The sequence below is a fragment of the Aliivibrio sp. A6 genome, assembly GCF_028765505.1.
Taxonomy (GTDB): domain Bacteria; phylum Pseudomonadota; class Gammaproteobacteria; order Enterobacterales; family Vibrionaceae; genus Aliivibrio; species Aliivibrio finisterrensis_A.
Map to the genome: position 1 here is coordinate 23,128 of NZ_JARACR010000012.1, position 12,303 is coordinate 35,430.

At 38.9% G+C, this 12,303-nt stretch carries 13 protein-coding genes; 4 read left to right on the plus strand and 9 right to left on the minus strand.

Features of this window, described 5'->3' with window-relative positions; translation table 11 throughout:
• The 7 genes from PVK70_RS08970 to PVK70_RS09000 are packed head-to-tail and all read right to left on the minus strand — an operon-like array spanning position 1 to position 4,360.
• Complete coding sequence (locus tag PVK70_RS08970) at positions 1-375, minus strand: 3-hydroxyacyl-ACP dehydratase FabZ family protein (protein WP_130048048.1); 375 nt, start codon at positions 373-375, stop codon at positions 1-3.
• Positions 376-386: 11 nt separating this feature from the next.
• The gene (locus PVK70_RS08975; protein ID WP_165367157.1) at positions 387-1,775 is read right to left on the minus strand and encodes an AMP-binding protein; all 1,389 of its coding nucleotides are present in this window, start codon (positions 1,773-1,775) and stop codon (positions 387-389) included.
• On the minus strand, positions 1,751-2,311 hold the full coding sequence (locus PVK70_RS08980; RefSeq protein WP_130048050.1) for a hypothetical protein: 561 nt from the start codon (positions 2,309-2,311) through the stop codon (positions 1,751-1,753). The genes PVK70_RS08975 and PVK70_RS08980 overlap by 25 nt, the downstream gene beginning before the upstream one ends.
• Positions 2,311-2,562: an acyl carrier protein gene (locus PVK70_RS08985; RefSeq protein ID WP_130043148.1), complete on the minus strand. Its 252-nt coding sequence runs from the start codon at positions 2,560-2,562 to the stop codon at positions 2,311-2,313. The genes PVK70_RS08980 and PVK70_RS08985 overlap by 1 nt, the downstream gene beginning before the upstream one ends.
• A gap of 11 nt (positions 2,563-2,573) precedes the next feature.
• The gene (locus PVK70_RS08990) at positions 2,574-2,831 is read right to left on the minus strand and encodes a phosphopantetheine-binding protein (RefSeq protein ID WP_242504782.1); all 258 of its coding nucleotides are present in this window, start codon (positions 2,829-2,831) and stop codon (positions 2,574-2,576) included.
• 35 nt (positions 2,832-2,866) lie between these two features.
• Complete coding sequence (locus tag PVK70_RS08995; protein ID WP_130043146.1) at positions 2,867-3,637, minus strand: lysophospholipid acyltransferase family protein; 771 nt, start codon at positions 3,635-3,637, stop codon at positions 2,867-2,869.
• A 3-nt stretch (positions 3,638-3,640) separates the two neighbouring features.
• Complete coding sequence (locus PVK70_RS09000) at positions 3,641-4,360, minus strand: beta-ketoacyl synthase chain length factor (RefSeq protein WP_165367158.1); 720 nt, start codon at positions 4,358-4,360, stop codon at positions 3,641-3,643.
• 138 nt (positions 4,361-4,498) lie between these two features.
• Here PVK70_RS09000 and PVK70_RS09005 point away from each other — a divergent pair, with 138 nt between their 5' ends.
• The 3 genes from PVK70_RS09005 to PVK70_RS09015 all read left to right on the plus strand — a co-directional run bounded on the left by PVK70_RS09005 (position 4,499) and on the right by PVK70_RS09015 (position 7,588).
• Positions 4,499-5,074, plus strand: coding sequence for a hypothetical protein (locus PVK70_RS09005; RefSeq protein WP_130048052.1), 576 nt, complete (start codon positions 4,499-4,501; stop codon positions 5,072-5,074).
• 105 nt (positions 5,075-5,179) lie between these two features.
• On the plus strand, positions 5,180-6,247 hold the full coding sequence (locus PVK70_RS09010; RefSeq protein ID WP_130043143.1) for a methyltransferase: 1,068 nt from the start codon (positions 5,180-5,182) through the stop codon (positions 6,245-6,247).
• A gap of 108 nt (positions 6,248-6,355) precedes the next feature.
• On the plus strand, positions 6,356-7,588 hold the full coding sequence (locus PVK70_RS09015) for an NAD(P)/FAD-dependent oxidoreductase (RefSeq protein WP_130048053.1): 1,233 nt from the start codon (positions 6,356-6,358) through the stop codon (positions 7,586-7,588).
• 90 nt (positions 7,589-7,678) lie between these two features.
• Here PVK70_RS09015 and PVK70_RS09020 read toward each other — a convergent pair whose 3' ends face one another.
• Positions 7,679-8,275 (minus strand): VOC family protein, encoded by a 597-nt coding sequence (locus PVK70_RS09020; protein ID WP_130043141.1) that lies wholly within the window; start codon positions 8,273-8,275, stop codon positions 7,679-7,681.
• Between the two features lie 207 nt (positions 8,276-8,482).
• On the opposite strand from PVK70_RS09020, the gene argS reads away from it, so the two are divergent.
• On the plus strand, positions 8,483-10,216 hold the full coding sequence (argS, locus tag PVK70_RS09025) for an arginine--tRNA ligase (RefSeq protein ID WP_130043140.1): 1,734 nt from the start codon (positions 8,483-8,485) through the stop codon (positions 10,214-10,216).
• Positions 10,217-10,320: 104 nt separating this feature from the next.
• On the opposite strand, the gene PVK70_RS09030 is transcribed toward argS, so the two are convergent.
• On the minus strand, positions 10,321-12,189 hold the full coding sequence (locus tag PVK70_RS09030; protein ID WP_130048054.1) for a methyl-accepting chemotaxis protein: 1,869 nt from the start codon (positions 12,187-12,189) through the stop codon (positions 10,321-10,323).
• Between the last annotated feature and the right edge of the window lie 114 nt (positions 12,190-12,303).

The window sequence follows — 12,303 nt, forward strand, 5'->3', positions numbered from 1 at the left end:
TTATTGTCCTAATAAAATTCGGCCAGAAGAGTGTTTACTCATACTCTCACCTTGTTTAGAACTAAAAGCAAAATAGAGCTTCTCTTTGTCTTTTACCCAACGAAGTTCTAATTCAACTTCGGTATTTGGCAAAATCGGTTCTTGAAATTTTAAAACTTCCATGCCTTGAAAAACAGAAGTTGCTTGTAGGTACATCTGACCATAATAAATTGCCCAATCGACCTGAGTAACTCCAGGTAATAATGGATGACCAGGAAAGTGCCCTGTAAAATCCAAAATATCGTCATCGACATGCATTGTAATAACAACGCTTGGTTGATTTTGATCTTCTGTGTCTATTTTCGTAGATATAATGGTCGGTTTACGTTTTGTCATGAGTACTTCTTTTAATCATTAACATCATTAAATAGTTGCTGTAAGTCGTGCATTTGACGCTTACCTTGACTATTTAATGGGATCTCTTCTACTGCTCTAAAGCGACGTGGAATGCCTACTGGCTCTAGCCACTCTCTTAATTCAGAGCGTAATTTTAACCAAAACTTACCTTTAGAGCCTTGTTGTATTAATTTATTCCCAGTGTCTGAAAGAACAATAACAGCCCCTAATACGGTGCGTTTGGCTTCTTCCATTGGGATCACGGCCGCTTCATCAATCCATTCTAATTGCATTAAACGCTTTTCAACTTCAGTAAGTGATAATCGTTTTTCTTCAATTTTGATGACTCTATCCACTCGCCCTTTTAGCATGAATTGCCCATTATCCAACAAATCACAGTAATCACTGGTCGGATACCACTGTGACTCATCAATGAAAGGTGATAATAGTTCTAGGCAATGCTCAATATTCAAACGAGCTTTATGAGAAGGAAAGAATGTCCAGAGGGATGTTGGTTCTATTTGTTGACGATAACCGACCCCACCCGTTTCTGTGCTGCCGTACACTTCAAATGGACGCAAAGAGAGTTTTGCTTCGCTCTGATCTGCTCCCTCAATAGCTAAAGGACCACCTGAAGAAAAAACCATTTGGTAGTGATTGTAACCTTCATGATCAGCAAGACGTTTTAATAGCGCAGGACTGCAAATGAGTGTTTTTTTATGCTCAGGTTGATGAGATAAAATTTGCTCTGGATAAATGAAATTTGTTCGACTGAACGCACGACCTGCGCACAATGGCCATAATACCCGAAATAACAAACCATAAATATGTTGATGAGAAACGGTGCTGTAAATCTCAGTCGCGTCTAGTTTATCACCCCATAATTGTTCCAATTGCTCAATTTCATTACTCAATAACTGCAATGTTTTTTCGATTGGTTTTGGAGTATCTGTCGAGCCAGAAGTAAACAAAGTTAGACGAATATTGCCGAGTTCTAACGGAGATAATACACTCATGACATTATCGGAAATAGTTTGATAATGACGATGATGTTTGCATGGCATGACTTGAATAATGTCATCATGCAACAGCGCATCAAAATGTTCAGATAATTCAGTTAATGCCGCTGGTTGATGATTACCGGGTAAAATAATGTGTTTGCCTGCATGAGCCAAAGCAAGAAAAGAGACAGCAAACTGATAACTGTCGTCAAAGCACAATGCCCATTTTACTTCTGACTGATGAGATAAATAGCCACACACTCGTTGCACATCATGTTGAAACTGCTGATAACTCACGTATGTGTGCTGCTCATCGAAACACACATGATGGGTTAGATTTTCTTGGTTGGTAAGATCGGAAAGTGCTGTGTAGCTCATGCTTCTTTTCTCTTTATCCATTGACGCACTAGCCATTCAGTGACAAATAAAGTCCCTATCAATAAATAGCTAACAAAACCGTTATACAACATCCATACTTTCATCTCTAAAAAACAAGTAGAGAGTGAAATCGAACCGTTAATTACAAAAAAAACACACCACACTTTAGTTACGGTTCTCGTGTAGGCCACGCCACTTGGTGGAAGTTCAGGTTCTTGAAGGCGAGCAAAGCGTTCAATCATACTTTGAGGCTGAAATAACGTCCAAAAAAAGACGGTAAACATGACGACATTAACGATCACAGGGTAAAACGTAAACCATCCTTCCGATCGAAATAACCAGCCTAATCCAGCAAGAATGATTCCAGCTCCACCACTTGTCATGGCAATGTATTTTAGCTCTTTTATTGGAACTTGTTTTCCACCAACCATTCGCACCAGAAACAACACCGCTAGCACGCCTGCTACTGTCGTAATTCCACCAAAGTGAAGACCGTAGTAAACCGCTAGCGGATAAGCAAGCAGTGCAATGGCTGACAGTACCGTCAGCCAACGCATTATTTTAGAAGCGCTGCTACAGAGTTAACCACGTCATCAACGGTGCGAACTTCTTTAAACTCTTCTGGCTTGATTTTTTTGCCTGTTACTTTTTGTAAATGGACAACTAAATCAACGGCATCAATACTGTCTAAATCTAGATCTGTGTATAGCTGAGCTTCAGGCGTGATATCCGCTTCATCGATTTCAAATAATTCAACCAATGCCGCAGTCACTTGCTCTAATACTTGCTCTCTATTTACCTCTGTCATGACTTACTCTCTTACGCTTTATTTGCAGTAATGTATGCAGCTAAGTTTGCTACTGACGCAAAATGTTCACGAGTTTGAGTATCGTCAGCATCCAATACTAAGCTGTATTTTTTCTTAATAGCTAAACCTAATTCTAGAGCATCAATTGAATCTAACCCTAAACCATCACCGAACAATGGTGCATCAGTTTCAATATCATCTACTGAGATATCTTCTAAATTCAGTGCTTCAATAATTAATAATTTAATTTCGTTGTGTAATGCTTCCATCAATGACCTACTTATTTTCTTTTGATGTATTAAATTTATTTTTGAGGATACAAAGCTGTATCTAAAAATCGATTTACGTTTCGAGCCGCTGAAGAAGGTGAATCAGCGCCATCGATAAAAGGGGCTATAGCAACCTTTTCTTTCACTTCAACATGAAAAAAAGGACGAACATCGGGTACTTGATACCACTTTGCTTCTTTGGTTAAAAAACTTGGCGTAACTGTCACATGAACAATGCGTAAATCACTTTCACTACGCACCGCTATTTGGGCAGCCCCACGCTGAAGCTTAGAGGTGATACCTGGTGTTGTTCGAGTGCCTTCTGGAAAAACCAATAATACATTTCCAGAATTTAATTTCTCTGAGCACTCTTCTAAAAAAGCCTCAGGTTCTCTGTTTGGAATATAACCCGCGGCTCTGACAATCCCGCGGATAAAGGGATTATGCCATAATGCTGCTTTAACAATACAATCACACTGCTTCAATTGTGAAGCAATTAAAACATAATCGATCAAACTGGGATGATTTGCGACAATCAGACAATTTTTATCGCCCTGTAAGAGTTCAGCACCATCGAATTGATATTTAATCGCACGGCTATAATGCATTGTTTTACAAAAGAGAAGAAAACTTCTTTGTATGATAGCTTGCACTCTGATTTCACGTTGTTTGGTATTTTTCGCCGTAAACGTTAATAACGGAAAAACAATAAACGTTAAGCAAAGTGCACCAATTCCGAATAAGGAAAAACAGAATCCAGTCGCGACAATTCGCCAACATTTATCAATACGTAAAATCAAAGTCATTTGTTATTTATGCGTCCATGTCCATTGTGTTGAAGAACTCTCTATCATCCATTGAGAGTGTGATCCTACTAACTTAGAAATACATTGCAAGCCATGAGGCATTACATCTGGCTTAATTGAAGGTTTCTTGTTCCATTGAAGAGTAAAATCATCGCCACCGCTCAATATAAGACCAAAAGCGTAACCCTGATATTCTTGTTGTTCAAATTCTTGATAATGTGAAGGAAGTGGCTCATCAAAGTCAATCACTAAAACACGGTGATTCGAGTTATCACTCAAATACGCAGCGGCTTCTATTAATGCTGAATGAAATGTATTTTCGCCTGCTGCAATCGAAGTTACTGGGATGGCCTTTTTGGCTGTAATAGTGAACAAACCAGCAGCCGTATTATGAACTGATTGAGAAAACGCCATTGGAGAGGCATCTTCACCTTTTAAAATGTCTTCTAGTAAAGCGCAGGTTCTTGTTAATTCTCCGTGACGGCTAGCAAAGATTAAATAATCAACCTCTTGTTCTTGAACTAAAGTAAGTGCAGTTTGAACCGCCAACTTACTTAATGAGCTCATTCTTCTTCGAGCCATCGCGGGGATTTTATCGACAGGGGCTTTCTCTCCCTCAGGCCAGATGAAATTAGTTTCCTGCCATTCCTGCCACGCTGTTTTTGTGTCTATTCCAGCAGAAATTGCGTGCCAATCAATAATATTAAAATTTGCGTATGCCATGATGTCCATCTAGTCGTAAAAATATTACAATTTATTACCCTACTCGTATAGGATATATGAATTCAGTGACTTGGCGCAAATACAAAAATGACGAGTCATACGGTAAATTAATATAAAAATATACAAAAGGGATTGACGATGCCATTTTACAAACCATTTATACTCTCCGCTGGGGCTCTTATTTTATCAGGCTGTGCAAGTGTTATGCCTCTTACTGATAAGATAACAGGTGAAGACTTATTTCAAACCAATAAACCCGTTTATACCTTGGTAAATTTACATCCTGATGAAAAAAGAATGAAACTATATTCTGTTAACTATCAGCAAGATGGTTTGATCCCTGTTTGTACAAAAGTTAATATCGTTAACGTTCAAAATAAACGATTAACGTTTGCAATTGATGGTACAGATAAACAGTATGCTTTTGATAAACACCGCTCTTCACCCGACTTTGCTAAATATCTCAGCAACTATTTTGGTACTGAATGTAATAGCTCAAAAATTAAAAAACTCAGCACAGTAGATCAACAAGGCATTAAAAAAGGAATTGTCACAAAAGGCATGACCAAGGAGGGGGTTAAATATGCGATTGGCTTCCCACCTGAGCATAAAACTCCTGACTTAAATGGCAATGAATGGCTATATTGGAAAAATAGGTTCAACACTTTTAAAGTTGAATTTAAGAACAATAAAGTCTCCAATATTATCGACTAATCTATTGAACTTTAATAAATATCAGTGGTTTCTTGCTTTTGAACAAAGTTTCACTCAGCACCACTGATATGATCATTTTCATCTTCTAATACTATGGCTAATTTCGTGACTCAATATAAAAATGACCCTTTTAATGCACTAGAAGCAAAAACAGAAGCACAGAAACTCTCTTTTGCCCCTATCGTTTTTCATACCGCTCGTACCCTCAGAGATCTTGGTATTCTTGCCGCGCTAGATAAAGCAAACGATCAAGGCTTAAACGCTGTGCAGTTATCTCAAGAGACTGGCGTTTCAGAATATGGCGTTAAAGTACTTCTAGATATGGCGCTGAGTGCACATATCGTTACATGGAATGAGCCTAATTATGTCCTTGCCAACTTAGGTCACTTTTTATTACACGACGGTATGACCAATGCGAACTTAGATTTTACTGCTGATGTATGTTACGCCGCAATGATGCACCTTACTGAAGCGATTCAAGAAGGTACGCCTGCTGGCCTAAAAGAACTTGGTGACTGGCCAACTATTTATGAAGGCTTATCTCGCTTGCCTGAGAAAGCAAAAGAGAGCTGGTTCAAATTTGATCATTTCTATTCAGACCGTTCATTCCCTATTTTATTAGAAAAAGTATTAAGTCAAAAACCAAAACGTCTTTTTGATATTGGTGGTAACACGGGTAAGTGGGCACTGCAGTGCTGTAATTACGACAATGATGTTGAAGTCACGATTATCGACCTTCCACAACAAATCGAAATGGCATTAAAAAATGCAGAACAACGAGGCTTTGCTGATCGCATAAATGGTCACCCGACGAATATGCTCGATAAGAGCCTACCATTACCCCAAGGTGCTGATGTGTGGTGGATGAGCCAATTCTTAGACTGCTTCTCTCCTATGGAGATTTTAAGCATTTTAAAACGCGTTCGTGCTGCAATGTCTACAGACGCCAAAGTGTATATTCTTGAGCTATTTTGGGATGCTCAAAAATACGATGCGGCATCGTATAGCCTAAATGCAACCTCACTGTACTTTACGTGTTTAGCAAATGGTAACAGTCGTTTTTATCGTTGCAGTGATTTCTTAGAAATTATTGAAGAGGCTGGATTCGCTGTTGCTGAGCAAACAGATAACATTGGTTTAGGCCATACGTTACTTGAACTTCGTGCTAAATAATTACACTTCTTAACCTGATATATCTATAATTATTAGAAATGTTTTGTCGTCGCTTTAGCTTATCTTATTAACTAAAGTGACGATTTTGTATCTTCATTAGGAGCGCTTGTGCTATCACCACAATCAACCCAAGTTGCCATCATTGGTGCTGGGCCATCAGGGTCTATTGCTGCTGCGTTATTAAAACAACACAATATTGATTGCATTGTTTTAGAAAAATCAACATTCCCTCGTTTTTCTATTGGTGAAAGTCTTTTACCTGCTTGCATGGAATCAATCAAAAAAGCAGGTATGCTTGAAGCCGTGGAAAAAGCAAATTTCCAGTATAAAGATGGGGCCGCTTTCCATTTTGATGGTACGTTTACTTCATTTGATTTTACCGAAAAATTCTCTTCTGGCGCAGGAACAACTTATCAAGTTCAACGTGGAAACTTTGATAAAGTATTGGCAGACAGTGCCCAAGAACAAGGGGTTGAAATCCGTTACCAACACGAAATTACTGATGTTAACGTATCTCAAGCTAAAGCCCTGCTTTCTGTTTTAGATACTGATGGTAACCCTTATCAAATTGAAGCTGATTTTATCTTAGATGCGAGTGGGTTTGGTCGTGTGCTTCCAAAAATTTTAGAATTAGAAGAACCTTCTTGCCTTCCACCACGAAAAGCAATTTTTACTCATATCACTGACAATATTACTGACATTAACTATGACCGAAATAAGATCCTTATCTCGGTTCATCCAACCAACACTCAAGTGTGGTATTGGTTAATTCCATTCAGCAATGGTACCTGTTCTTTTGGTGTTGTCGGTGAGCCTGAGTTTTTTGAACACTATTCTCAAGATAACATCGAAGCATTAAAGCAGCTTGCAATAGAAGACCGTAATCTGCAACAGTTGCTTGCTCATGCCAAATACCCAAACCCAAGTGGCGAGATCATGGGATATTCTGCCAATGTGACGACACTTTGTGGGCGCAACTTTGCTCTTTTAGGTAATGCTGGTGAGTTTCTTGATCCTGTGTTTTCTTCTGGCGTCACTATTGCGATGAAATCGGCTGAGTTAGCTGCCGAGTTATTGATTAAACAATTCAATCAAGAAGAGGTTAATTGGCACATTGATTACTCAGATAAGCTAATGAAGGGCGTAAACACCTTCCGTTGTTATGTGGAAGGTTGGTACGAAGGGACATTCCAAAACGTTATCTTCCATGAAGATTCAAACCCTAAAATCAAACAAATGATCAGTGCTATTTTGGCAGGTTATGCATGGGATGAAGAGAATCCTTTTGTGGCTGAGCCTGAACGACGTTTGAAAGTGATCGCTGAGTTATGTAAGCCATGAATTAAATAATTCAATACTCACTCCACCATCAAAAAAGGCATCCAAATTCTAGATTGGGTGCCTTTTATGTTTTTTAGGTATCAAGCCTATTTATGCCTGTTCACTCTCGATAACCGCTTTGAGGCTATGTGGATGAAGCTTTATACACACACCTTGATATTTAAAAGCAACGGTATAATTTGCAATTCGCTCTGCATCCCCTGATGGGCAGCTCTGTTTTACTTTTACGCCTAAAGACGCCAAGTTATCCCATTTCTCTTCTAGCAGTGGAAATGTCTTAAATACATATTCCAAAAACGCCTCTTGAGAATTAACATTGCATGGAATAACCCATTCCACATGCTCCCAACCTTGTTGTGGGTAACTTTTTTCGCCCGGATATGGCAACTCTAAACATTCAATAGACCAACCACTAACCTCTAAAGGTTGATTAAAGCCTAGAGCAATAATTGGGCGACCATTGATCTCGTTATTTGACCATTCTTCAGCTTGATGTAACCACGCTTGATGAGCGGCTTCTGCAACCTCGCGATCATTAATTCGTAACGCAATATGATCCGCTTGATATTGAGTTAAATCGATCTCTAATACATCCAATAATTCTTGAATCCTCTCCATGAAAGAAGGCAAGGAATTAATCAATTGCTGAGGCTCTAATTGTTGTTGTTTTAATAATAGTGATGACATGAAGGCAACCTAACGGTAAAAAAGAGAAACTGAATTGTATCAACCTCTTTACTTGATGTTTAGAACCTTTCGAAAAATAGCCCCTAAGTTGCAATAAAAAATAACAGAAACTATTAAATATCCCGTGTTTTATTGCTATTATTACCCACTATTTTGCTTTCCATGCAACAGCATTCCTGTTTAACAGCGATATGAAGGATAACCTCTTTGAATATTCAATCACTTATTAACGACAAAGTTTCTCAAGCCTTAGAAGCAGCCGGCGCGCCAGCAGGCAGCCCTGCAGCAGTTCGTCAATCTGCAAAAGCACAATTTGGTGACTACCAAGCTAACGGCGTAATGGGCGTAGCTAAGCGACTAGGTACAAACCCACGAGAATTTGCTCAGAAAGTACTGGATGTTTTGGATCTTGATGGCATCGCTAGCAAAACTGAAATTGCAGGCCCTGGCTTTATCAATATTTTCTTATCAGAAGAATTTCTAGCACAACAAGCAGAAGCGGCATTGGCTGATGAACGCCTAGGTGTTGCTAAAGAAGAACAACAAAACATCGTTGCAGATTACTCTGCACCAAACGTTGCAAAAGAAATGCACGTGGGTCACTTACGTTCAACTATCATCGGTGATGCTGTTGTTCGTACTCTTGAGTTTTTAGGTCACAATGTTACTCGTGCTAACCACATCGGTGACTGGGGTACTCAATTTGGTATGCTTATCGCAAACCTTGAGCGCATCCAAAAAGAGAAAGGCGAAGTTTCTATGGAACTGTCTGATCTTGAAGGTTTCTACCGTGAATCTAAAAAACTATACGACGAAGATGAAGAGTTTGCAGTAACTGCACGTGGTTACGTTGTTAAACTTCAAGGTGGTGACGAGTTCTGTGCAGAAATGTGGAAGAAGCTTGTTGACGTAACTATGGTTCAAAACCAACGCAACTATGATCGTCTAAACGTGTCACTGACTCGTGATAACGTAATGGGTGAAAGTATGTATAACAGCATGCTTGCTCCAATCGTTGCTGATCTTCAAAAGCAAGGTTTAGCTGTTGAGAGTGATGGTGCTCAAGTCGTTTACCTTGATGAATACAAGAACAAAGATGGCGAGCCTATGGGCGTTATCGTTCAAAAACGTGACGGCGGCTTCCTGTACACAACTACTGACATCGCTTGTGCTAAATACCGTTTCGAAGAGCTGAATGCTGATCGTGTTCTTTACTTCATCGATTCACGTCAACACCAACACCTAATGCAAGCGTGGACTATCGTTCGTAAAGCGGGTTATGTTCCTGAGAGCGTGTCTCTAGAGCACCACGCGTTTGGTATGATGCTAGGTAAAGATGGTCGTCCATTTAAAACTCGTGCAGGCGGTACGGTTCGTCTGGCTGATCTTCTTGATGAAGCAGAAGAGCGTGCAACAAAACTAATCGAAGAGAAAAACAAAGATCTATCAGCTGAAGAAAAAGCTAAAATTGCTACAACCGTTGCAATGGCTGCAGTTAAGTACTCTGATCTTTCTAAGCACCGTACTACGGACTACATCTTCGATTGGGACAACATGCTTGCATTTGAGGGCAACACAGCGCCTTACATGCAATATGCATACACTCGTGTTGCTTCTATCTTCAGCAAAGCTGGCTTGTCTATGGATGAGTTAACGGGTGAAGTTAAGATCACTGACGAGAAAGAAAAAGCATTAGTTGCTAAGTTAATGCAATTTGAAGAAGCGGTTCAAGCAGTAGCAAGTGAAGGCCAACCTCACTTAATGTGTGCTTACCTATTTGAACTTGCTGGTCAATTCTCTAGTTTCTACGAAGCGTGCCCTATTCTTAACAACGAAGATGAAGCTGTTAAACAAAGCCGCCTGAAACTAGCTGCATTAACAGCTAAAACGATCAAACAAGGCCTAGACTTATTGGGTATTGAAACGCTAGAGCGTATGTAATATCAATAATATAGCCGAATAAAAAATGCCGCTAACGTGAGTTAGCGGCATTTTTTTATTAATATAAACAGCAAGAGTACGTAAACTCTTGCTGGGTCTTATCGTTAAATCTTAAATTGAGATACTTGCTCATTCAATGAATCAGCATGCATTTTTAGCTCTTGAGCTTGGCCTAGGCTGCTCTGAGCCGATAACATGATATCTTCACTGGTCTCTTTTATCGTCATCGTATTATCATTCATTTCAAGAATCACTTGGCTTTGCTCTTCTGCAGCTGTCGCAATTTGAGTAGCCATATCTGAAATTAATGCAATAGCTTGGTTACTTTCATTCAAACTGTCAGCGAGATGATCAATATCACTCACTGTTCCTTCCACCGTTTGTTTATTTGACTCCATTGCCTCAACTACTTTACTTGTCGATTTTTGCAATGTTTCAATCATTGAATAAATCTCTTGCGTTGAATCTTGTGTTCGTTTCGATAATACACGAACCTCATCAGCAACAACGGCAAAACCTCGACCTTGCTCACCAGCACGAGCCGCTTCAATCGCCGCATTCAATGCCAATAGATTCGTTTGTTCTGCAATAGCTTGAATCGTTACCAAAATCCCAGAAATAGAATTTACATGGCTATTTAACTCACTAATAACGTCTGTCGTATTTGATACTTCAAGCGCCAATTGTTGAACAGAGTGACGGGTCGAACTAGCTAACGTTAATCCATCTTCAGAATTTTTCGTTGATTGCTGAGCGGCAGTTGCCGTTTGAGCAGCATTCATCGCGATATCACTCGCTGCTCCGGACATTTGATTCATCGCTGTTGCTACAGAAATCAGATTTTCTTGCTGACTTTCTAAACTCTTCATTGTTAATTGGCTGTTTTCCACACCCTGTGATGCGTCTTTTTCTAAATCCACACTTTGTTGATTGATATGACGGATCAGAGCGTGTTGACTATCTGTAAATACATTAAAGCTGTTTGCCAATTCACCAATTTCATCATGAGATTCGATTTTTAAGCGCTGTGTTAAATCACCATTACCATTAGCAATAGCACCTAATGCATGCGTAATTCGTAATAATGGAGCAAACATCAAATTCATCACATAAACCATGATAAGAATACTAAGTAATAAAACAATACCTGCACTCAATAACTGACTGGTTAATTGTGCTTTTAATGGCGCGTCTAATGTTTCTTTATCAATCGCAAGTAATAACGTCCAATTAAGATCTGGGATCGTCATTGCCCAGACCAGTTTTTCTTTGTTTTGTGAATCGAAGATCACTTGAGTAAGTTGTTTATTTTTAGATGCTTGCTCTACCTGCTGGATATTTAGTTGAGCACTCACTTTTGATATTGACTGTTGAACTAACTCTTTATCTTTGTAAGCAATGATCTTACCGTCTTTATCAATAAGTAACGCTTCCCCATTATCAGGCAAAGCCATTTCTGATACTTGCTTAATGAGAGTAGCAATTGATAAATCCGATGCCACTACTGCATCATCAGTAGCTTTTGCTATTGTCACTACTGTATCTTTTAAGATTGGCTCTAGATAAGGCGAAGTGACTAAAATTGAGCTTTGCTTTTGAGCATCCATATACCAATCGGCATCACGTAGATCTAAACCTGTTACGTCAAGAGTTGGATCTGACGTAAGTAAGCGGCCATCATAATAAGTATAATAACTGATTAAAAATCCACCTGAACTTTGTGCCAAATACAGCAAATCTTCGCTATCATTTTTGTGATTAGCTAAACCATTTACAATGCTTATTCTAAAGTTCATCCACTCGTCAATTTTTGTTGAGTGCAAATCAGAAAGGCGATTTAGTTGCTGTAATGCTGTTTCATACACATGTTTTTTTTGCTCGGAGTAACTCTGCCAAGAAAGAAGGAAAACAACAGAAACTAGCGACAAAAGGGTAATAAAAAGAATTTTTTTCTTTAATGAATAATTTTTCATATATACAACTATAAATATGTTTTGTTAAAAAAAACAAAATACACTTTATGCTTATTGTGAAAACACCATCGATGAAATCAAACTTATCCTTAATAAACTTCATTATTGAGTATC

Bases quoted from the DNA above. Each gene is read 5' to 3' on its own strand.
- PVK70_RS09000 (WP_165367158.1), bottom strand. From the start codon at position 4,360: ATGGCATACGCAAATTTTAATATTATTGATTGGCACGCAATTTCTGCT.
- PVK70_RS08970 (WP_130048048.1), bottom strand. From the start codon at position 375: ATGACAAAACGTAAACCGACCATTATATCTACGAAAATAGACACAGAA.
- PVK70_RS08985 (WP_130043148.1), bottom strand. From the start codon at position 2,562: ATGACAGAGGTAAATAGAGAGCAAGTATTAGAGCAAGTGACTGCGGCA.
- PVK70_RS09030 (WP_130048054.1), bottom strand. From the start codon at position 12,189: ATGAAAAATTATTCATTAAAGAAAAAAATTCTTTTTATTACCCTTTTG.
- PVK70_RS09005 (WP_130048052.1), top strand. From the start codon at position 4,499: ATGCCATTTTACAAACCATTTATACTCTCCGCTGGGGCTCTTATTTTA.
- PVK70_RS08980 (WP_130048050.1), bottom strand. From the start codon at position 2,311: ATGCGTTGGCTGACGGTACTGTCAGCCATTGCACTGCTTGCTTATCCG.
- PVK70_RS08995 (WP_130043146.1), bottom strand. From the start codon at position 3,637: ATGACTTTGATTTTACGTATTGATAAATGTTGGCGAATTGTCGCGACT.
- PVK70_RS08990 (WP_242504782.1), bottom strand. From the start codon at position 2,831: ATGGAAGCATTACACAACGAAATTAAATTATTAATTATTGAAGCACTG.
- PVK70_RS09020 (WP_130043141.1), bottom strand. From the start codon at position 8,275: ATGTCATCACTATTATTAAAACAACAACAATTAGAGCCTCAGCAATTG.
- PVK70_RS08975 (WP_165367157.1), bottom strand. From the start codon at position 1,775: ATGGATAAAGAGAAAAGAAGCATGAGCTACACAGCACTTTCCGATCTT.